Annotated in this window: 14 protein-coding genes; 10 read left to right on the top strand and 4 right to left on the bottom strand. The window is 51.7% G+C overall.

What is annotated here, in order from left to right:
* Nucleotides 1-444: 444 nt before the first annotated feature.
* Complete coding sequence (miaB, locus tag Q5076_RS10770) at nucleotides 445-1,821, bottom strand: tRNA (N6-isopentenyl adenosine(37)-C2)-methylthiotransferase MiaB (protein WP_303013091.1); 1,377 nt, start codon at nucleotides 1,819-1,821, stop codon at nucleotides 445-447.
* Nucleotides 1,822-2,218: 397 nt separating this feature from the next.
* On the opposite strand from miaB, the gene Q5076_RS10765 reads away from it, so the two are divergent.
* A complete protein-coding gene (locus tag Q5076_RS10765) occupies nucleotides 2,219-2,698 on the top strand; it encodes a ferrichrome ABC transporter substrate-binding protein (RefSeq protein ID WP_303013090.1) in 480 nt (159 codons plus the stop codon).
* Between the two features lie 75 nt (nucleotides 2,699-2,773).
* Nucleotides 2,774-4,273 (top strand): acetyl-CoA hydrolase/transferase family protein, encoded by a 1,500-nt coding sequence (locus tag Q5076_RS10760; RefSeq protein WP_303013089.1) that lies wholly within the window; start codon nucleotides 2,774-2,776, stop codon nucleotides 4,271-4,273.
* 751 nt (nucleotides 4,274-5,024) lie between these two features.
* On the opposite strand, the gene dacB is transcribed toward Q5076_RS10760, so the two are convergent.
* Nucleotides 5,025-6,431, bottom strand: a complete 1,407-nt coding sequence (gene dacB / locus Q5076_RS10755; protein ID WP_303013088.1) for a D-alanyl-D-alanine carboxypeptidase/D-alanyl-D-alanine-endopeptidase — start codon at nucleotides 6,429-6,431, stop codon at nucleotides 5,025-5,027.
* Nucleotides 6,432-6,689: 258 nt separating this feature from the next.
* Between dacB and Q5076_RS10750 the strand changes: the two genes are divergently transcribed.
* The 7 genes from Q5076_RS10750 (at nucleotide 6,690) to Q5076_RS10720 (ending at nucleotide 19,039) form a co-directional block, all read left to right on the top strand.
* Nucleotides 6,690-6,872 (top strand): hypothetical protein, encoded by a 183-nt coding sequence (locus Q5076_RS10750; protein WP_303013086.1) that lies wholly within the window; start codon nucleotides 6,690-6,692, stop codon nucleotides 6,870-6,872.
* Nucleotides 6,873-6,966: 94 nt separating this feature from the next.
* Complete coding sequence (locus tag Q5076_RS10745) at nucleotides 6,967-7,539, top strand: RNA polymerase sigma-70 factor (protein ID WP_303013085.1); 573 nt, start codon at nucleotides 6,967-6,969, stop codon at nucleotides 7,537-7,539.
* Nucleotides 7,540-7,614: 75 nt separating this feature from the next.
* Nucleotides 7,615-8,778 carry a FecR family protein gene (locus Q5076_RS10740; protein WP_303013084.1) on the top strand — a complete coding sequence of 388 codons (1,164 nt, stop codon included), beginning with the start codon at nucleotides 7,615-7,617 and terminating at the stop codon, nucleotides 8,776-8,778.
* Between the two features lie 34 nt (nucleotides 8,779-8,812).
* Nucleotides 8,813-12,298, top strand: coding sequence for a SusC/RagA family TonB-linked outer membrane protein (locus tag Q5076_RS10735; protein ID WP_303013083.1), 3,486 nt, complete (start codon nucleotides 8,813-8,815; stop codon nucleotides 12,296-12,298).
* Between the two features lie 12 nt (nucleotides 12,299-12,310).
* The gene (locus Q5076_RS10730) at nucleotides 12,311-13,798 is read left to right on the top strand and encodes a RagB/SusD family nutrient uptake outer membrane protein (RefSeq protein ID WP_303013081.1); all 1,488 of its coding nucleotides are present in this window, start codon (nucleotides 12,311-12,313) and stop codon (nucleotides 13,796-13,798) included.
* Nucleotides 13,798-16,386, top strand: coding sequence for a TlpA disulfide reductase family protein (locus tag Q5076_RS10725; protein ID WP_303013080.1), 2,589 nt, complete (start codon nucleotides 13,798-13,800; stop codon nucleotides 16,384-16,386). The genes Q5076_RS10730 and Q5076_RS10725 overlap by 1 nt, the downstream gene beginning before the upstream one ends.
* Before the next feature lie 58 nt (nucleotides 16,387-16,444).
* On the top strand, nucleotides 16,445-19,039 hold the full coding sequence (locus tag Q5076_RS10720) for a M60 family metallopeptidase (protein ID WP_303013079.1): 2,595 nt from the start codon (nucleotides 16,445-16,447) through the stop codon (nucleotides 19,037-19,039).
* A 197-nt stretch (nucleotides 19,040-19,236) separates the two neighbouring features.
* On the opposite strand, the gene lpdA is transcribed toward Q5076_RS10720, so the two are convergent.
* A complete protein-coding gene (gene lpdA / locus Q5076_RS10715; RefSeq protein WP_303013078.1) occupies nucleotides 19,237-20,580 on the bottom strand; it encodes a dihydrolipoyl dehydrogenase in 1,344 nt (447 codons plus the stop codon).
* A gap of 28 nt (nucleotides 20,581-20,608) precedes the next feature.
* The gene (locus Q5076_RS10710; protein WP_303013077.1) at nucleotides 20,609-21,097 is read right to left on the bottom strand and encodes a PH domain-containing protein; all 489 of its coding nucleotides are present in this window, start codon (nucleotides 21,095-21,097) and stop codon (nucleotides 20,609-20,611) included.
* Nucleotides 21,098-21,203: 106 nt separating this feature from the next.
* On the opposite strand from Q5076_RS10710, the gene nadB reads away from it, so the two are divergent.
* Nucleotides 21,204-22,775: an L-aspartate oxidase gene (nadB, locus tag Q5076_RS10705; RefSeq protein WP_303013075.1), complete on the top strand. Its 1,572-nt coding sequence runs from the start codon at nucleotides 21,204-21,206 to the stop codon at nucleotides 22,773-22,775.
* Nucleotides 22,776-23,061 lie beyond the last annotated feature (286 nt).

Genomic DNA, 23,061 nt, shown 5'->3' with positions numbered 1-23,061 from the left:
CGAATCGCAAGTACTACCGATAGATTACGAATTCCCTTAAGACGAATCGCAAGTATTACAGATAAATTACAAATCCCCTTAGGATGAATTCCAAGTACTCCTGATAGATTACAAATTCTTTAAGACGAATCACAAGTACTACAGATAGACTACAAATCCCTTAAGACGAATCGCAAGCACTCCTGATAAATTGCAAATTCCCTTAGGACGAATCGCAAGTACTACCGATAGATTACGAATTCCCTTAAGACGAATCGCAAGTACTCCTGATAGATTACAAATTCTTTAAGACGAATCACAAGTACTATAAATAGACTACAAATTCCTTAAGACGAATCGTAAATACTACAGATAGATTGCAAATTCTCTTAGGACGAATCGCAAACCCTCCGTAATAAACCGCAAATTTTCCTGTTACAAATTGTAAACTACCCCTGCGGCGTTTTAATCCGAAACAATCTCCTCGCCTTTCAGCGTAGCCGAGCTGGCCTCCGTGATACGCACGTTCACCAAATCACCGACACGATGCGTTCCCCGGTCGAACACCACCACCCGGTTCTGCTCGGTACGCCCGAACAACTGGTCACGCGAACGTTTGGAGACACCCTCCGCAAGCACCTCGTAAGTCTTTCCGATGCAGCGCCGGTTGGATTCGGCGGACAAGCGGTTCTGCAAAGCGATAATCTCATTGAGCCGGCGGACCTTCACCTCTTCGGGCACATTATCTTCCAGATGCTTGGAAGCATACGTCCCCGGACGTTCGGAATACTTGAACATGAAAGCGGCATCATACCCGCATTCCTCCATCAGGGAAAGTGACAAAGCGTGGTCCTCTTCCGTCTCGGAATGGAAGCCGGAGAAAATATCGGTAGTCAGCCCGCAATCGGGGATGATGCGCCTGATGGCAGCCACCCTGTCCAGATACCACTCGCGGGTATATTTGCGGTTCATCAGTTTCAGGATGCGGGAACTTCCGCTCTGTACGGGCAAATGAATGTGCTTGCATACGTTGGGAACCTGCGCAATCACCTCCAGCGTCTCGTCGCTCATATCCTTCGGATGGGAAGTCGTGAAGCGGACACGCATGCCCGGAGCAGCTTCCGCTACGGTGCGCAGCAACATCGGAAAAGTCACCACCTCGCCTGTCGGTTTCTCGAAACGGTAGGAATTGACATTCTGCCCCAGCAGAGTCACCTCCTTATAGCCTTTCGCCGCCAGGTCGGACACCTCGTTCAGAATGCTTTCCACGTCACGGCTGCGCTCGCGCCCGCGGGTATAAGGCACGATGCAATAGGTACAGAAATTATTGCATCCGCGCATGATAGATACGAAACCCGAAATATGGTTGCCGCAGATACGCGACGGAATCACATCCCGATAGGTCTCGGTGGTGGAAAGCTCCACATTAATCGCCTTCTCACCGGCCTCCACGGCGGCAATCAGGTCGGGCAGCGTCAGATAAGCGTCGGGCCCCACCACAAGGTCAACGTGATGGTTCGTAATCAAATCGTCTTTCACCCGCTCAGCCATGCAGCCCAGCACCCCTACAATCAGATGCTTCTTCTTTTTCTTCAACGAATGGAAGAACTCCAGGCGGTTCAGGATTTTCTGCTCCGCATTGTCGCGGATGGAACAGGTGTTCATAAACACGGCGTCCGCCTCTTCAAGCGTCCCGGCTACGGAATAGCCCGCCATTTGCATCACCGAAGCTATCACCTCGCTGTCTGCCACATTCATCTGGCAGCCGTAAGTTTCGATAAACAACTTCTTGTTGTCGTCAGCAGTTGCGGATTTAAAGTCCGCTCCCGTCAATTCGTTCATCATAAATAATTATTTAATGTATTTTTTATACCCGTGCGCCGATTCACCTGCCGGCGCGCCATTTCCCCGCAAAGATACGGCTTCGGTTTCAATAAGCGGCAAATTGATACGAAAATAACACAAAAACAGGCGCTTCGGCAAGCTATTCTGTAATTAATGTTAATGCCATAAACATTTCAAAGCAGATTCCTTGGCAATTTTAAATTTATTTTTCACATTTGTGCAATGAAAGAAACATTAGATTTTTTCATAGTTAAGGTTTAGGTTAAAAAAATTAAGGGGAGCTGTGAAGCTGCCCTTTTTTCATAGCCGGATACCAGCTTTTCATAAGCAAATGTTAGCTTAAACCGGATAAAATGCTTACCTTTGGCGGACAACTATTTAGAAGTGAAGCGTAATGGAAGATTATTTGAAATTTCTCTTGATAGCAGGCGCCATCCTGGTGGGAATATTCAAAGAGGTGAACAAAAGCGGCAAATCGAAAAAAGCCGGTAACAAACATCGCACCCCGCCGATGACGTCTCCGGACGAGGTATTTCCCGAAAACATTCCCATGCCCGAAGCGTGGACACCCAGGCCTTCGGGCGAGCCGTTCAACCCGATTCCCATCGAACCTCCGGCACGCAAAAAACCTTCCCGGCAGCAGGCGCCGGAAACATCCGGACAGGCGCCGAAGAGAAAAAAAGAAGAAATCTCCGTAGCCGCCTCCATTGCCAACAGCGCCGCACAGGACAGGCGGAACAGCCGGCAAGATTCCCATTACGCGGCTTCCGCCCCCCATGAATCGCCCGACCAAGGAGAAGACTTTGAAATCCGCTCGGTAGAAGAGGCGCGCCGCGCCATTGTCTGGGGAGAGATACTCCGACGGAAGTACTGACATGAAGACGAACACATTGAGCAAATCATTAATATCATTAAATATCAACTGTATTTAACACGAAATTTACTATTTATGTCATTCAATCGTATTTCGGCAGCAGAAGCTGCAAGCCTGATTAAACATGGCTACAATATCGGCCTCAGCGGGTTTACCCCCGCCGGAACGGCAAAAGCCGTTACAGCCGAACTCGCAAAGATAGCAGAAGCGGAACATGCCAAAGGAAACCCTTTCCAGGTGGGTATCTTCACGGGCGCATCGACCGGCGAATCCTGTGACGGCGTGCTGTCACGCGCAAAAGCCATCCGTTATCGTGCCCCTTACACAACCAACAGCGATTTCCGCAAAGCAGTGAACAACGGAGAAATTGCCTACAATGACATACATCTCTCGCAAATGGCTCAGGAAGTCCGCTACGGCTTCATGGGCAAGGTAGACATCGCCATCATCGAAGCGTGCGAGGTGACTCCGGACGGGAAAATCTACCTGACCGCCGCCGGCGGTATCTCGCCGACCATCTGCCGCCTTGCCGACCGGATTATCGTGGAGCTGAACAGTGCGCACAGCAAATCCGGCATGGGCATGCACGACGTGTACGAGCCGCTCGACCCGCCATACCGCCGCGAAATACCTATCTACAAGCCGAGTGACCGCATCGGACTGCCCTACGTGCAGGTAGACCCGCAAAAGATTGCCGGCATCGTGGAAACCGACTGGCCGGACGAAGCCCGTTCTTTCGCTGCCGCCGACCCGCTGACCGACAAAATCGGGCAGAATGTCGCCGACTTCCTTGCCGCCGACATGAAACGCGGCATCATCCCGTCTACCTTCCTTCCTTTGCAGTCGGGTGTGGGGAACATCGCCAACGCCGTACTCGGCGCACTGGGACGTGACAAAACGATTCCCCCGTTTGAAATGTACACCGAAGTGATACAGAACTCCGTCATCGGCCTGATTCGCGAAGGACGCATCAAATTCGGCAGTGCCTGTTCGCTGACTGTCACCAATGACTGTCTGGAAGGTATTTACAACGATATGGATTTCTTCCGCGACAAGCTGGTACTCCGTCCTTCGGAAATATCCAACAGTCCCGAAGTAGTCCGCCGTCTGGGAATCATCTCCATCAACACCGCCATCGAAGCCGACATTTACGGGAATGTAAACTCCACCCACATCGGCGGGACCAAAATGATGAACGGTATCGGCGGTTCGGGAGATTTCACCCGCAACGCCTACATCTCTATCTTCACTTGTCCGTCAGTGGCAAAAGAGGGGAAAATCAGTGCTATCGTACCGATGGTGTCCCATCTCGACCACAGCGAGCATTCCGTAAACATCATCATCACCGAACAAGGCGTAGCCGACCTTCGCGGCAAGAGCCCGAAAGAACGTGCACAAGCCATCATCGAGAACTGCGCGCACCCCGACTATAAACAGCTTCTTTGGGATTACCTCAAACTGGCAGGCGACAAGGCACAGACTCCGCACGCCATACAAGCTGCGCTCGGCATGCATGCAGAACTAGCCAAGAGCGGCGATATGAGAAATACGAATTGGGCTGAATATGCTAAATAATAAATAAAATTATTCTCAAGCAAATAGAATCATTTACAGCATTCCGATTCAAAATTGCAATTGTATTCTTTGACAGACAGAAATACAGGGATTCTGTCTAGCGGAGAATACAATTGCGTTTTTATAGAGAGACCGATAGAGGATATTCAGCAAATTCCGTATTTTTGAAACTTAGTGAAAAGCAAATGTACCCTTTCCACAAACATTGACTCTTCATTTTTATATAATGAATATCTCTCAATAAACGGCTTCCAAAAACTATACACAAGAAACGTTTCAAGAACCACACACAAGAAACGTTTGCAAGAAACACTCACAAGAAACGTTTGCAAGAAACACTCACAAGAAACATTTACAAGAACTACACACAAGAAACGTTTGCAAGAACCACTCACAAGAAATATTTGCAAAGAACTACACACAAAAAACGTTTACAAGAACCACACACAAAAAACATTTGCAAGAATCACTCACAAGAAACATTTGCAAGAACTAATCACAAGAAATATTTGCAAGAACTAACCACAAGAAACGTTTGCAAAAACTACACACAAAAAACGTTTACAAGAACCACACACAAGAAATATTTGCAAGAACTAATCACAAGAAACGATTACAAAAACTACTCACAAAAAACATTTACAATAAAAAACCACCTGCCCCATTTCCGAACTGCAAAGCATGAATCCACCCATCCTTCCCCAAACGGATTCCGCTCCGGATGAAACCTCCCATTCCGGGACGGACTAGCCTACCGTCCGATAATCACCTCGCAAACCTTATCCTGAAACGCCCTTGCTTTGGCAGCCGAAAGTACATTCTGATTCATGATGGCAAATGCAACTTCATGGCCGTTTTTCATTTTCAGATAACCCGCAAGCGCATTAATAGCTGTAAAGGAACCCGTCTTGGCGTGTACATTCCTAAACGCAGGAGTCCCTTTCATCCTGAATTTCAATGTCCCGTCCACTCCGCCGACGGGAAGAGCCTTATATAAACTCCTGAAAATATCCGTCCGGGAATACGCATACTTCAAGAAATCGACCAGTAGGGCAGGAGAGAGGTAGTTATAATTGGAAAGCCCGCAACCGTCGGCAATCTTATAGTCTTTCGGGTCATGCCCCAACTGACGGACCAACTTCATGATTTCGACAATGCCGTCTTCGGCGGCAACCTGTTTCTTCCCCGTAGCCTGCGCCCCCAACCGGCATAAAAACGCTTCCCCGTTGAGGTTGTCACTCTCTTTCATCAGTTGGTCCAACACTTTCTGTACGGGAGTGTTCCAACAAGCCATCCGCTCCGTCTTCACGCTGTCGCGGGGCAGTTCGGCAAACCCATACGGCTGGGAGACAACGATTCCTCTCCCGCGGAGACGCTCCAGGAAAGTATGCATAAAGAAACGGGGAGAATCGTAAATATTGATATCGTCTTTCCGAATCGAAGTGACATTGCCCGAAACGACGAGATGGTTCCCATTCGTCAGCCAATCCCTCGTCAAAGAAAATTTTCCGGCGAAAGGGGTGCGTGTCTGCGTCCGGTTCGCCACTGTATAATAAGAAGATACAGGCCGGCAGGAGACACTCGCCGTATCGCCCCGCACCGTAGAGGGGACTACGGAAACCTGCACAGTCCCTTTGCAGAACATCAGCGGGGACAAATAAGGCTGATAGCCCGCCGGCGTATCGTCCCACGCCCATCCGCTGCCCCAGTAAAGGGAATCCTTCATCGAAACATCGCCATATACCCGCCCGCTAATCACCGAAAAAGGGAAAGCCGCCACCTCTTCTATCAATGAATCCATCGCCTGGCTGTCAAACTCCGGGTCAAATCCGCCTACCACATACAAGTTGCCTTGCAATGTATCACGCTCTATCACACCGTCATGCCATACCTCCGTACGGAAAGGCTCGCGGGCTTCGGGGCGGGAAAGGGCGGTAATCGCCGTCAGCAGCTTCATGGTAGAGGCGGGACGGGAAAGTTTCTCCGCACGGTAGCTGTAAAGCGTTTTTTTAGCCGTCAAATCGTAGACGGATATGCCGACCTCCGATGCTTCGGGAAGCATCCTCCCGATAAGCGAATCTATCCGGGAAAGAGTTGCCTGCCCCCGTAACGGGAGAAAACAGACAGACAAAACAACCAATATAAAAACGTTCCTCATATCACAGGACTTACAATATCACAGGATTTATAAATTGAACCACGCCCGCAAAGATAAGACATTTCCCCGTCCGGACATCGGAATCATCCGAAAACAACAGAAAACAAAGAAAAACAGGAAAAGAGAAGAGAGAACGAAGAAAACAAAAGAAAGAACAGGAAAAACCAAGAGAGAACGAAAGAAGACAAAAGAGAAAACAAGAAAAACCAAGAGAGAACGAAAGAAAACAAAAGAGAGAACAGGAAAAACCAAGAGAGAATGAAAGAAGACAAAAGAGAGAACAGGAAAAGCCAAGAGAGAACGAAAGAAGACAAAAGAGAAAACAGAAAAAGCCAAGAAAGAACGAAAGAGAACCGGTTAACAAATAGTCAGTATTTAAAGGATATCGGCGACAACGGAAACTTAAAAAGCAGAAAAACCACAAAAAAATTTATTCAATAAAAGGAAATACGTACTTTTGCGTCTTTCAGTGAAGGGAAAACCTCCATAAAACGACGGCCCTGCCGGAGTTCATGGCGGAAAAACAGCAAATTGAATGGCAATACCTCAAGAAAACAACAAAAACAATATTGACAAGCTGGCAGCAAACGGAATAAACAGCAAGAAGGAGTTCGATTTATTTTTTAAAAAGTACTATACCTTATTCCTGTCTTTTGCCTGCCGGTATCATCTGGATACGGAAGAAGCGCGCGATATTGTGCAGGAGGTCTTCATCGCCTTTTGGGAACAACGCGGGAATTTCTCCTCCATCGTAACCATCAAAGCCTTCTTCTACCGTTCTATCGCCAACCGCTGCCTCAACTTCCTGAAACATGAGGACGTGAAAAACCGCTATGCCGAGAGCCAGTTACAGAAGATGCAAAGCGAAGAGTTCATCCACGAGAACATCATCCGCGAAGAAATCTCTTTCATCGTGCGGAAGAAAATCAAACAACTCACCCCGCGGGAACAGGAAATCATCATCCTGTCGCTTCAAAACAAATCCAACCAGGAAATAGCGGATTTGCTGTCACTCTCGGTCACCACCGTGAAAACACATAAGATGCACGCCTACGCCCGCCTTCGTGCCGAACTGGAAGAATTAAGATTTTTACTGCTTATTTTATAAAAAAACGGTTTTCGTATCATACCATCCCTCAATCATGTTGTTTTAGTTCATGAAACAACATTGATTCTGGCCGATATGACAAACCGTAAAATAGAAGAGAGCCTCCTGATAGCCGAAGAACTGGCAAAGGAAATCTGCACGGGAGAGCCCTCCGCCTCCTCCCTGGTCCGGAACTGGAAAAAAGAAAATCCCGGTCTGAACGGAGAAATACAGAAACAGGAAAACCTCCTGCAGGAAATCCGCTTCCACGATTCGATTGATACGGAAAAAGAGCTGGAGGCAGTCAACAGGCGAATCGCCCCTCCCGCCGGCAAATCCGGCAGGCGCATCCTGTATCGCATCAGCATCGCAGCTTCCCTCCTGTTGGTTCTCGGAACGGCAAGCATCCGGCTATGGATGGAAAACAGGAAAGAGAGCGCTGTCGAATGGGCCGCCTCCGTCCCCGTCGCCCCCAGAACCTCCATCATCGCGCAAAGCGACAAACCGGTGGAACTGGCGGAAAACAACCTGGCGGTAAAAGGCAACCGGCTGACCGGCAATACGCCGGACGGCAAGAAGAACGTCGCCATCGACCTGAATCCCGACAACCGGTTCAACAAACTGTCCGTCCCGGCAGGCGGCGGATACCGGCTGACCCTGGAAGACGGGACGACGATTCAACTGAACGCAGCTTCAGAACTGCTTTTCCCCACCCATTTTAAAAAGCACATACGGCAAGTGAAGCTGAAAGGAGAGGCCTGCTTCAAGGTAAAATCCAATCCGGAAAGCCCGTTCTACGTATTATTGGGAATGCTGAACGTAGAGGTGACAGGAACCACTTTCAATATCAAAGCCTACGAAACAGGAGAGACCACGCGCATCACCCTGCTCGAAGGCAGGGTCAACGTGCGCAAAGGGCAGGAGATACTCGCCACACTGTCGCCCGGAGAACAGTTCGTCTACCGGCAAACATCGCACACATACGGCATAACCCTGGCAAACCTGCCGGCAACCACCGGCTGGACGGAAGAGAAGTTCGTTTTCCGCAACGAGACAATAAGCAATATCATGGACGAGCTATCCCGGTGGTATAACGTGGAAATCAACGTAAGCGAAGACATCAGGAACATACGTTACAGCGGCATACTATCGCGCAAACAGCCACTCGCAGGCATCCTGAACATACTCCGCCTGACCGGCGAGCTCGATTTCAAGATTCACCGGGACAGGAAAGTGGATGCCGTGGAGAAAAAAGACTGACAGTTAAATCTAATATTATAAACCTGACGTAGTTATGACAAACAAGTTTATTTCCAAAGGACTCATGACAGGCATCGCCTTCATCCTGTCCTGTACCGCCCCGCTGGCATACGCACAGACAGGCCGCCCGGAAAAAATGACGATTGCGGTTGCCGGGAAACCGCTGGAAAATGTGTTGGAGAAGCTAAGTAAACAGTATGATTACCAGTTTTTCTATAACGCCTCCCTGCTGAAAGGAATCAGCGTGTCCGTATCCTTACAGGAAGCGGACATCCATGAAATCATGAAAAAACTGCTGGCGGGAACCGGGCTGCAATACTCCCTGAAAGAAAGGACGATTGTCATCACCGCCATCCCCAAAAAAGCCATCATCCGGACATTGCTGAACGGGCGTGTCACCGACAGCGACGGCAACGTACTGCCGGGCGTCGCCATCTTCACACAAGATAAAAGCCAGGGAACCGTCACCGACATCGACGGGCATTTCTCCTTCCCCAGACCGCTGGCTTACGGGACGGTACTCAACTTTTCTTCCGTAGGCATGAAATCCCATGACGTGGTCTACAGCGGCGAAGGGCTCCTGCAAGTAGTCATGGTAGAAAACGTGCACCAACTGGACGCAGTCATCGTCACCGGCTTCCAAACGATTTCACGCGAACGGTCAACGGGCGCGGCCACCATCGTAAAAAGCGGTTACCTCGACAAGATTCAAGGCATGAACCTGGGAAGCAAGCTCGAAGGCAGCACTCCGGGACTGACTACCTACAACGGAAAGACAAGCATCCGCGGCACTTCTTCATTCGCCATCAACTCGACGCCGCTCCTGGTGCTGGACGGACAGCCCGTCACAGGCGTCAGCCTCAACGAGCTGAACCCCGACGACATTGAAACAATCACCGTGCTGAAAGACGCCGCAGCCACTTCCCTATACGGAGTACGCGCCTCAAACGGCGTCATCGTAGCCAGCACCAAACGCGGGACAAGCAGAAAGGCGAACATCAACATCTCGGCCAACTACTACCTGAATCCGCTGCCGTCTCTCGACTACCAGCACTATGCGTCTACAAGCGACATCATCGGCTACGAACAGGCTTACCTGCTGAACCACCCGACCTACCGGAACAACCCGCTCGACTATTTCGAGAGCCGGAATGAACTCAGGTCTCCCCAATATGTCACCAGCGTAGACAGGCTCTACTACCGCCTGGCAAAAGGCGAGATTACGGAAAACCAACTGAACAGCTCTCTGGACATCCTGCGCAAAAACGATTACCGCAAAGCCTACCGGGAAGCGTTGCAACAGATGAACTTCACACAAGACTACAACGTTTCCATCTCGAAAGGCAGCGACAAGTCGAGCCTTTTCTTCTCCGCACGCTACGAGAACCAGACCACCTACAACAAACACGACAGTTGGGACAGATACACATTCTACCTGAAAAACGAACTGGACCTGGCCAAATGGTTCAAACTGACGCTTGGCGCCAATGTCGCCGTCACCGGCAGCGATTACTCGCAGGCGGAATACCAGGGCGCGACACAGGCAATGCCCTACGACGCGCTCTATAACGAAGACGGAAGCTATGCCTACGTCTATCCGTACAACTACTACCATGCACAAACCCTGAACGAAACCGAAGGTCTGCAATTCATGGGATACAACGCGGCGGAAGAGGCCTCCAAGAATATGCAAAAGACCAGTGACATGTACTGGAAGCTATTCACCCACGCAGACTTCAAGATTGCCAAAGGGCTGGACTTCGGCGTCAAATTCCAGTATGAGAACCGCATATCGGACACGGAACAATACGACGAGGCAGATTCCTACCTCATGCGATACATGATTAACCGGTTCGCTTCCGTCAATCCCAAAGGCGGATTCATTTACAACATCCCGGAAGGAGGAAGGCTGGCGAACTCGAACGCGCGGTATTCATACCTGAACCTGAGAGGGCAGCTCAACTACCAGACCATGATTGCCGGCAAGCACGACATCACCGCCCTGCTGGGAGGGGAAATCCGTGAAGACAAATACCGCGGCAAAAACGGCGAACGGTACGGATACGACGATTTGAAACTGACGAACCAGATGGTAGACTGGGCGACATTACAGAAAGACGGCGTGCTCGGACAACTGAACAGCAACGCCGCCAACAAGACCGAATCCGTCGGAGTCTACGATTCCCACCACCGCTATGTTTCAGCCTATTTCAACGCAGGCTACACGTATGACACGCGCTATGCCCTGAACGCCAGCGTCCGGGTGGAACAGGCCGACCTGTTCGGTTCGGACCCCAAATACCGTTACCGCCCTCTATGGTCGGCAGGCGCCAGTTGGAACATCTCGAACGAAGCGTTCATGAAAGGAACAGAATGGATCGACATGCTCAAACTGCGTGCCACCTACGGCATCACCGGCAACGTAGACCAAAGCTCTTCGCCCTACCTGCTGGGCACTTATCTGGTTTCGCCCTACAGCGGCGCCAACCTGACAGACATCATGGCGCCTCCCAACAAACTGCTCCGTTGGGAAAAGACATCGACCGTCAATATCGGCCTGGACTTCGCCTTTTTCCACCGGCTGAACGGCAGCATCGATTTCTACAACCGCTACAGTTCGGACCTGCTCGCCCGAAAGAGCCTCGACCCCTCCTCAGGCTTCGAGAACGCCAAATTCAACAACGGGGCGATGCGCAACAGAGGGCTTGAGCTGAACCTGTCCTATGACTGGCTCAAAAGCAGGGACTGGTCGCTCAACACCGGTTTCACAGCCGCCTTCAACAGCAACAAAATCAAAAAGACGGGATACCTGCCGACAGACGCGGTTGTCATGATGCAATCGCCCACGAGCAATTACCTGCAAGGGGACACGTACAATTCGGTCTATGCCTACCGTTACGCCGGGCTGACAGCCGAAGGAAACCCTTCCGTGTACAATGCCGAAGGAACCGCCGTGTCACTGGAAGGAGTGCGCGACATCAACGCCCTGGTATGCATGGGGCAGCTCGACCCGAAATGGAACGGCGCCCTCGACATCAGCCTGCAATGGAAAGAGCTCAGGCTTTTTACCAAAATCGTGTATTACACCGGACATACCCTGCGTACGGACGCCACTCCCCTCTATAACGGAATCAATTACGACAGCAGCAAGCAGGTAGGCAATATGCACGAAGACATCGCCAACCGTTGGACGCCGGAACATACGGACACGGACATACCGTCCATGAACGTCTACGGGACGCAAGGCGAAAGGGGCTACCACTGGAAATACGCCGACTACAACACGGCAAGCGCCTCCTTCGCCAAAGTACGCAACATCGGGCTTTCCTACAGCCTGCCGCAACAATGGATCGGCAAAGCGGGATTCAAGGCAATCAGCCTGCACGCACAAGTCAACAATCCCTGCTACTGGGCGGCCAACAAGCGGGATATCGACCCGGAAGCCTTCAACGCCAATGACGGGACACGCGCATCCGAGCAGGCCGCCAGCTACATATTCGGCATTCATATCAACTTCTAAAAACCATTCATCATGAAACGGAACAACATCATAAGCAGCCTGGCGGCAATCATGCTCATGCTCACCGCCTGCGACAATTACCTGGACCTGGTTCCCAAAGGGGAATCGGTCCTCAACGAAACGAGCGACTACCTGGGGCTGCTCGAAGACATATACGGCTATCCCCTAAGCAACGAATGGTATCTCTGCGGAGAACATGCGCCGGCTTATGTGGATAATATAAAAAACTATGCGGACCCGCTCATGTCGGCCTGTTTCTTCTGGGACGAAGCGTTCAACCGCGCTCCTTACATGACTGCCACGGGAAGCGGCGACCTGTACACCATGTGCTACAACAAAATAGCCAAGTACAACATCATCATCCAGAACATAGACGACTCGAAAGGAAACGGGACGGAGAAAGCGGAGGGTAAAGCGCAGGCAAAGATATTGCGCGCCTACAACTATTTCTACCTCATCAACACCTACGCCAAGCCTTATGACCCGTCGACAGCCGGGCAAGAACGGGGAATCATCCTCCGCGACGAGTTCATCCTCGAATCGGAAGGCGTACAGAAAACGGTGGCCGACGCTTATGCGCTGATTCAGCAGGACATAGAAGACGCCCTGCCCGGACTGCCGCACCAGGCGTTGAACGCTTTCCGCCCCGACAAATCATTCGGTTATGCCCTGAAAGCCAAAGTACACCTGTTCAAAAGGGAAACCGACCAGGCGTTAGAGGCCGCCCTTGCCTGTATCAAAGAAGCGGAAGGAGCAGGAAACCACAAGCTATGGGATATGAACGCGGAATACCAGAGCGGGCTGGAACAATTTAAAACGACCATGGGAATGACAACGATGCCGGACATGATGTTCGAATACGGCGGAATGATGTACACCTCTTTCCGTCAAATGGGCTCCATGATGTATTTCAGCCACCCGTATGAAGATGCCGAGAACCTGTTCTACCAGAACGGCCTCAATTATATGTCCCCGCAGGCCGCCCTCGTCCGCAAGCCGGTCCTGGACTTGTTCGACAAAAAGACAGACCTGCGGTACACTTTCTGCATAGGTACGTCCGGCAAGCAGCCTGTCACCGCGGAATCCGGCAGCGAGATGTTCAACAATATGTTCTTCCGGTGGAACTGTGCAGGCATCAAACTCTTCGAAGCCTATCTGACGGTTGCCGAATGCTATGCCCGCAAAGGCGACAAGGACAACGCCGTCAAATACGTCAACGACCTGCGCAAGAACCGCCACATCCGGAAATATTATACCGACCTGGCGGCCGCCGACGCAACCGAAGCCATGAAAATCGTGCGCGAAGAGCGCAAGCGCGAACTGCTGTTCACCAGCAACGGCTTTTTCGATATGCGCCGTTTCTGCACCGAGTTCAACGAGACGCTGACACGCGAATTCGAAGACAAGACCTATACGCTGACACCGGCGTCGCATCTGCTCACGTTCCCGTTCCCCGTCGTTGCCATGCAAAACAGTCATCTGATACAAAACAGCAAGTAATGAAAACATTCACCTTACTTATAGCCGCGCTCCTCTGCACGCTTACTTATGCAAAGGAATTCGCCTCACCTTCCGGCAACCGGGACGCACACGTCAGTTTCGCGGCGGAAACCGGCGGAAAGAGCATCTATTTCCAAAGCGAGAGCGACACCGTCTACGGTTACCGGGAAGTGAAACCGGGCGAAACCGCCGCGCTCCGGCTGGAAAAGCCCGCCTATTACTATTACATGGCGTCCGATAACCGGACGTACACCGTTTTCGTCACTCCCGGTTCCGCCAGCCGCATCACGGAGAAAAACGGGCAGGTATCTTTTGAAGGAGACAATGCGGAAATCAACCGGTTCATCCTGCAACATCCGGCTTTCGCCAAAGTCCCGGAAAACATCGCCATGTATTCCGAAGACTGGCTGGAACTTCAACACCGGAGGGTGGAAGAGTCTGTCGAAGCATTGAAAACATCGGGATTGCCCGCCGGTTTCATACGCATACACGAGTCTTATTACAGGTACTCGTTCCTCCGCCAATTGCTCACCGGGCCGGCGATGGCACGCCTGTTTACGGCCGAACGCCCGGAACTGCCCGCCGGTTATTACGACGATGTGAAAAAGAACCGTTACGAAGACGCCGCGCTGCTGTACTATCCGAAATGGTTCACCGTCATGCGCGAGTCGATGGAGACATTGGAGAAAGCCGGGGAATGGGAAGCGCACCCGACCCGGTTCCTTGCCCAGTATGCCGCCAGAATATCCGACAACGAAGTAAAAGCGGCTTTCCTGGCCCGCTACCTGCAACAAATCCTGAAAACAGGATATTCCGACGATTTCCCGGTATATCTGTCCGTCGCAAAATCATCCGTACCGGGGCATGACGAAGCATTCCTGCAACAACTGGCACGGCTGGAGAAACAATACAGGCAGATAAAAGAACAATACGCCGGCATCACCCGCGGAAACACGGCGCCAGCTTTCACCGCCAACGATACGGAGGGGAAAAGCTATTCTTCCGCCGACTATGCGGGAACAGTGATGGTGCTCGATTTCTGGTTCAGCGGCTGTATTCCCTGCAAAGCGGAACTGCCTTACATGGAAGAGCTGGCAGAGAAGATGAAAGGAAAAAACATCCGATTCTTCACGTTGTCGCTGGACACCGGCGACCAACTGCTCCAGGCATGGAAAACGCTCGTGAAAGGCAAAAACGGGGCAACCCTGCAACTCAATGTCCCCGAAGGGTTCAAGTCCGGGCTGGCAAAACACTACGGCATCCGCTCCGTACCGCGCATTGTCGTCATCGACCGGCAGGGAAAAATCGCAGACGCCTTTGCCAGGCGCCCTTCCGACCCAAAGCTCTACCGGCAACTGGTACAACTGCTGGAGGAGACAGATGAAGCGGAAGCCGGAGAAGCACACGGAAAGCTGACTAAAGAGAAGGTATCCGCCGCCATGACGGCGCTGATGCACGCCGAAACCGCGGGACAGAAAGAAGAGATGCTAAAGGAGCTCATAAAAGAAGTGAAGAAAGAGAAAGCGGATTTCGCCTACCCGATGCTGGACATGATGACGTCATTCACCATACAAGCCCTCTATGCCGAAGGTAAACGGGAGAAAGCAGAGGAATATTTGTCGCACATCGCCGACTCTCCGTTCAAACGCGACATACTGGCTATCTCCGGAAGCAAATGCCTTGAGAACGGCCGTTTCGACACGGCAACGGAGCTGTTGGATAAAGCGGTGCAAATGACGCTTGGCGGGAAAAAAGCCAAAGAACTCGGCAAAGAAGAGAAGGGTAAATATTATCTGATTCTCGGATGGTACGTAGAAGGACTGATAAAAAGCAACCGTATCCGGGAAGCCGCCCCCTATGCCGGGCAGATATACGAATCCGGCGATAAAAAGGATTTCCCCACCATCGACCATTACGTCACGACACTGGTTTTCGAAAAGAAATTCAACGAGGCGGTCCCCATGCTGGAAGAACTGGTACGTACCGGAAAGGCGGCCTCACGGCATATCGGCTGGCTGCGGCAGGCATATATCCGGAACAACAAGGAAGAAAAAGGTTTTGACGCCTATATGGACGGACTGAAAACGGACTACCGCAAGTCCCTGCAAGAGAAACTCGCACAAATCATGGTGAACGAACCCGCTCCCTTATTTACGCTCCGCAACCTGGACGGAAAAGAGGTGTCGCTGGGCAGCCTGAAAGGGAAGGTGGTGGTGCTTGATTTTTGGGCTACGTGGTGCGGCCCTTGCAAAGCCTCTTTCCCCGCCATGCAGAAAACGGCCGGCCGGTATGCCGGCAATAAAGACGTCGTATTCCTCTTCATCCACACGCTGGAAAACAAAAAAGGCATGCGGGAGTCCGTCCGCAACTACCTGAAAGAGAAGGGATATGCATTCAACGTGCTGTTCGACATCCCAGACCCGGATACCAAAGAATATCCGGTCATGAAGAGCTACCGGGCCAAAGGGATTCCCGCCAAGTTCATCATAGACAGGGCCGGCAACATACGGTTCAAACCCGTGGGATTCTCCGGTTCGGACGAAGAAACGGCGGAAGAACTCTCGGCAATGCTGGAGGCGGTGCTATGAGCGCCCTCTGCATCCCCCTGCCACATCGTATCATCCAATCATTAAACTGCTGATAATTATGAAAACAAGAAAGAACCTATTACCCGCCATACTCGGCCTGGCTACCGTTTTCCTGTCGGTATCCTGCAAAGAGGACGCCCGGAACGCCTTCTCAGTCTTTGACATCGACGCCGCACAACTGGAACAAGTCATGGACCATACCCCCAACACCATCGAAATCCCCGTCAACACGACATTCACCGGTTCGGAATGGCGGGTGGAATCGACCGGCAAATGGCTGAAAGCGGAAAAAGGCACTGCTGCCGGCGACCCGTCCGTCAACGCTTCCGCAGAAGAAAATCCCTCCGGCGAGGCACGCACGGCACAGATAAAAGTATATTCTCCCCTCAGGGACTACGTGATTACCGTCCGCCAGCTCGGAGTGTACGGCTTTGCGGTGGAAGAAGACATACAGATAAAGCCGACGGGCGGGGCGGCCGACCAGTTCCAGCCGGGATACGGCATCGAGAAGACATGGGACGACACGTTTTCGTCCGGCTCATCCTATTCCTGCTATTACAGCCCTTTCTCCGGAGAGGCGACCCGTTTTCCCGTCACATTGGAGTATTATTTCAAAGGGGAGGAAAACATCGACTACCTTGTCTACTACCCTCATCAAGGAAACGGATACTGCGGGGAAGCAGAGGTTTATGCCGCTTCCCTGCCGGACAGGAGCGACTACGTCCTGCAAGGCAGCTACGACTTGAACATGAAAAATGCCCCTTCCAAGATATTTTTCCCCAAAGGGATAAAGGCCACCGGCATCAAATTCGTTGTCCGCAGCGGATTGAACGGGCTCCTGAGCTGCGACGAAATGCACTTCTTCCAGACCCGGACAGACAACACGCAGGAGGCGGAGCTGCTGAAAGTATTTAAAGACATCACATGCACGGAACTCAAAGAAGGCGTCACCGAACAAGACATTCAGGGATTGTCCGACAGGTTCTTCATCGACCTTGCCGAAGTAATCAAAAACAACGCATACGGCGACTGGGAGAAGGATTTCCGCATCCGCGAATACAAGGCGTACAGCGACCCCGCCACCTGGGCGAAGAAGCTGCTTACCAAACGTTACGGAAGCCTGGACAACCTGACGGGAATCGCGGTAGAGGAGAACGACGAAATCATCGTCCTCGTGGGAGACACGCACGGGCAGAATGTCTCACTGCAATGCATCGGGGAAGAGACCGCGACGAAAGACGGAAAGGAGTATCTGCAGACAGCGGCGTCGGGAACCCACTACCAGTTGAGGAGCGGCGTCAACAAATTGAAGATGGAAAGCAGGGGCCAGTTGTTTGTCATGTATAACTGCGACCTGGCTTCCCGTCCGGAACCGGTCAAGATACACATCCCGGCGGGCAGCGGGAAGGTGACCGGCTTCTTCGACCTCGAAGAGCATAAGACGGATGTCAAATACGCCGGACTTCTCGCCAAAGCAAGCGACAAGTATTTCGGCATACGCGGCGAAAAGATTATTTTCTATTTCCACCGCGAACAGTTGCTCGAAGTGGCAAAAAACAAAATATTATCGGCCGTCCGCCTGTGGGACGACATTATCGGATGGCAACAGGAACTGGCGGGCATAGAGGAGATGCGGCCGGACCCTTTCAACAACCATATATTCGCCATTTCTCCCGAAGGCTCTTATATGTGGGCGGGAGACGACCGCATCGGTTTCGTCTACACCTCTTTTGAGAAAATACTCCTGCGGGACAGGGTGATGGAAGACAAGGACAACGCCTGGGGGCCCGGACATGAAATAGGGCACGTGCACCAGGGCGCCGTCAACTGGGCAAGCTGCACCGAATCGAGCAACAACATTTTTTCCAACTACGTATTGTACAAGCTCGGCAAGTATTGTTCGCGCGGGCTGGAAATCAGCAAGCTGGCAGCGTCTTACAGGTTGAAGAAGCCCTGGGTCCAACTGGGAGAGGAGAAGAATTATTACCAGAACGAGGATGCGGAACTGCACATGCGCATGCAATGGCAGCTATGGAACTATTTCCACCGCCTGGGCAATATGCCGGACTTCTTCCCCAAGCTTTTCAAAGAGTTGCGCGCACATCCTCTCACGGTTTCCAGTCCGGGAATGGCGCAACTGGAATATGCCAGGGCTGTCTGCAAAGTGGCCGACATGGACATGACCGAATTCTTCGACAGGTGGGGATTTTTCCGGACCGTAATGCTCCCGAACTACACGCAATACGGCACATACCCGTATCTCGTGCTCCAGCCGACGATAGACAACGCCAAAGCGGAAATGGCGAAATACACCAGGAAGGCGCCTCCCATCCATTATCTGGAAGACCGCAAGAACGGCGACGTAGGCATCGACGATTACCAGGTGGGCGACGTCGGGTATTACACCCTGTTCCGGGACAACGTGAAGATAAGCGCGCCTCCTACTTATGAATTGTCCGGAACCACCGTTACCATCAATAACGGCACGCAGGCGGTGGCGTTCGAGATACGGAAAGACAATGAAAACGGAGAGCTGCTGGACTTCTTCAACTTCCTTTCTTATTCGGTTCCTTCCACCGTACCCCTCGACGGCACAAGCAAATTCTACGCTGTGCAGGCGGACGGCAAAAGGATAGAAATGAAAAAAGAATGAGTCGCCTGACGGGCAACGGCACACCTCCCCGGCGCCAACCGAAGGAATCCGGTTCCGGATTCCGGAAGCGGCGTCCGGCGGATTGAAACCTCTGAAAAAAGAATCCCCTTCTTCCAGCCTTGATTGAACCGCCATCCGGTTCTCTGAAACCAAGGTTGAAATAAGGGGATTTCAAATGAATCTTCCGTATCGGAAAGCTATAATGCTTCCCTGAAAATCTCTCCTACCGTAGGATGCGGAAAAACAATCTTTTTCCACTGTTCCGCCGTCAATCCCAACTCGATGGCGGTTCCCGCAAGAGTGATTATCTCCGAAGCCGGATTGCCCAGCACATGCGCCCCGATAATCTTGTCCTGTTCGTCCAACAGCAATTTGCACGCCCCGTTCACTCCTTCATTCTCCGCCACAAAGCGGCCGGAATAAGCCATCGGAAGCTTTACGACACGGTATCCGGTTCCTTTCGCCGAAGCCGATTCTTCCGTCTCACCCACTCCGGCAATCTCCGGATTGGTATAGACCACTCCCGGAATGGCACGGTAACTCATAGCGTCGTCTTTTCCGAGAATGGAATGTACGGCGACTTCCGCTTCGCGGACAGCCGTATGCGCCAACAGGGAGAAACCGGTCAAATCGCCGCAGACGTACACGCCCGGCACGGAAGTCCGCATCTTCTCATCGACCTTGACAGCGCCGCGTTCCGTTTTCTCCAAATCCAGGTTTTCGAGCCCGAAGCCTTTCGTTGCCGGACGCCTGCCGACACTCATCAGCAGTTTTTCGGCCGTCACGCTGCCGGCGCCTTCCGCATTCTCATAAGAGACGGCAATCCCTTCTTCCGTCTGCGAAAGCCCGGACACTCTCGTGCCCAACAGGAATCTGACACCCCGCTTGGCGTATTCCGCACGCAACAGGGCGGAAAGCTCCTTATCCATACCGCCCAGGATTTCGTCCGTCATTTCAATGACCGTCACCCGTACCCCCAGGCTGTTAAAGAAAGAGGCGAATTCCATCCCGATGACTCCGCCCCCGGCAATAACCAAAGAGGCGGGCAGTTCTTTATTGTCCAGCGCGTCTTTGTGCGTCCAATAATCCACCGCACCGATTCCCGGAATGGGAGGGATGAATGTCTGGGAACCCGTACAGAGTATCAGGTTCTCGCCCTCATATATTTCTTCGCCGCAACGGACCGTATTTTTATCTACGACCCGCGCCTCTCCCGACACAACCGTGACCCCGCTTGAAGAGAGTTTCGCCTTGACTCCCAGCACGAGCTTACGCACGACTTTACTCTTGCGGGCTATTATCTTGGGCAAATCGAAAGAGGCTTCGGAGACAGTCACGGCATACTTCGACGCATGCTTCGCGCTGTCATAGGTTTTTGCCGAATACAGCAGCGTCTTCGTCGGAATACACCCCTCATTCAGGCAGACACCGCCCAGATTGTTTTTCTCGATGAGCAACACGCTCAGGCCGGCTTTGCCGGCAACTTCGGCAGCCGTATATCCCGCAGGGCCGCCGCCAATGATAATCACTTGATATTTCATAGTATATAACCAGTTAATCGTCTTATCTTCATTCATTAAGGACCGGCAGTTCCTCCTCTTGGGAACCTGCGGCTCCCGCCCCTTCCATCTTCTTTTCAGACATCCTTTTTCCGGACATCCTTTTCTCGGACATCTTCTTTTCAAGCAGCTCCACAAACTCCCGTTCTTTCACAGGCATCACGGAGGCGAATTTGCCTTCTCCGTACTCTATCAGGAGATAGTCGGTGACGGAAAAATTCCCGAACTTCATGGAACAGCATTTCCGGACAGCCGTGATTCCGGAAACGGGAACCAGCTTCCTGCGGATAAACCGTCCGCGCGATATCTCCAGGTTACCGTCTGCAGTCAGTATATAGGCGGTATGGATAATTTGCTCGATGATAACGATGAGCATGAGCATGAACAAGGCAGCCGGAAGGATGTATTTGCACCACAAGGCGCCGACGGCGTTTACAGTGAGCACCGCCAGTAGAAAATACTGGTACCAGGCGATACGGGCATGAAAGATTCGATTCATCTTGTAAGATTTTTGCGCGCAAGGTAGCAATTTTATGAATTAGTGACAACGAAAAGTACAACGAAGTGAGTTATTTTGTAGCTTTGCGGCGAGAAATAACAAGATTATGGTAAGAAAATTCGATTTCCTCGTCATCGGCTCCGGAATCGCCGGTATGAGTTTTGCGTTGAAAGTGGCGCACAAAGGTAAAGTTGCTCTTATCTGTAAGGCCGGCCTGGAAGAAGCCAACACTTTTTTTGCCCAAGGCGGCATTGCTTCCGTAACCAACCTGGCTGTAGATAATTTTGAAAAACACATTGAGGACACCATGATTGCCGGCGACTGGATTAGCGACCGTGCCGCCGTGGAGAAAGTCGTCCGCAACGCGCCCGGACAAATCCGGGAACTGATTAAATGGGGAGTGAAATTCGACAAGAAAGAAGACGGGGAATTCGACTTGCATAAGGAAGGCGGGCACTCGGAGTTCCGTATCCTCCACCACAAGGACAATACGGGAGCGGAAATCCAGGACAGCCTGATAGAAACGGTAAAAAAACATCCGAACATCACTATATTCGAGAATTTCTTCGCGGTAGAAATCATTACGCAGCATCATCTGGGGATTATCGTCACCCGCCACACACCGGGCATCAAATGTTACGGCGCTTATGTGCTGGACGAAGCCACGGGGGAAGTGGACACTTTCCTGTCCAAAGTGACAGTGATGGCGACAGGGGGATGTGAGGCTGTGTACCGGAACACCACCAACCCGCTGGTCGCTACCGGCGACGGCATCGCTATGGTCTACCGGGCCAAAGGCGCGGTGAAAGACATGGAGTTCATCCAGTTCCATCCCACCGCCCTCTTCAATCCGGGAGACCGGCCGGCTTTCCTCATCACCGAAGCCATGCGCGGATACGGCGCCGTACTCCGCACGCAAGACGGAAAGGAGTTCATGCAGAAGTACGACTCCCGCCTTTCACTGGCTCCGCGGGACATCGTGGCGCGCGCCATCGACAATGAAATGAAGCTGCGCGGCGAAGACCATGTTTTCCTGGACGTAACGCACAAAGACGCGGAAGAGACGAAGAAGCATTTCCCGAACATCTACAAGAAATGCCTCAGCCTGGGCATCGACATTACCAAAGACTATATTCCCGTGGCTCCCGCCGCACACTATCTCTGCGGAGGCATCACCGTCGATTTGGACGGGCAGTCCAGCATCCGACGCTTGTATGCATTGGGCGAATGCTCGTGCACGGGACTGCACGGAGGCAACCGCCTGGCTTCCAACTCTCTGATAGAAGCTGTCGTTTATGCCGACGCCGCTGCCCGGCATGCGCTCGGCGTACTCGAACGTTACGATTTCAACGAGGATGTGCCGGAATGGAACGACGAAGGGACGATTTCCAACGAAGAACGTATCCTGATTACCCAGAGCATGAAAGAGGTCAACCAAATCATGGAGGCATACGTGGGTATCGTGCGGAGCAACGTCCGCCTGGTACGCGCCTGGAACCGCTTGGATATCCTTTACGAAGAGACGGAAAAACTGTTCAAGAGCAGCAAGGCCACGCGCGAACTCTGCGAGCTGCGCAACATGATTAACGTAGGTTACCTGATTACGCGCCAGGCAATGGAACGCAAGGAGAGCCGGGGATTGCATTATACAATCGATTATCCGCACGCAAAGAAATAGGATTTACAGTATTATCCTTCTTAAAAATAAAGAAACAAGAGGCTTTCTCAAATTATATTTTTGAGTTCGGCCTCTTGTTTTTTTATCTTGATGCGTTTCTTTTTCACTCCTCCAAGAAACTATACTATACATTTATGAGAATATAATACACTTCATCACAGAACTTATCCTTCTGTAAAACAGACATTTACACAATAACAGCATGCAAGCGCGAACCTCTCTGTGCATTCCGGAATCATCCCCGAATATCATTCTCTTAAAAACATGTTCTTGAGCATGTGTACAC

Origin of the sequence: uncultured Bacteroides sp. (assembly GCF_958445495.1) — a bacterium.
In the GTDB taxonomy this organism is placed as follows: Bacteria; Bacteroidota; Bacteroidia; order Bacteroidales; family Bacteroidaceae; genus Bacteroides.
The sequence above is the reverse complement of the archived record's forward strand: the minus strand, read 5'-3'. Positions and strand labels throughout refer to the sequence as shown.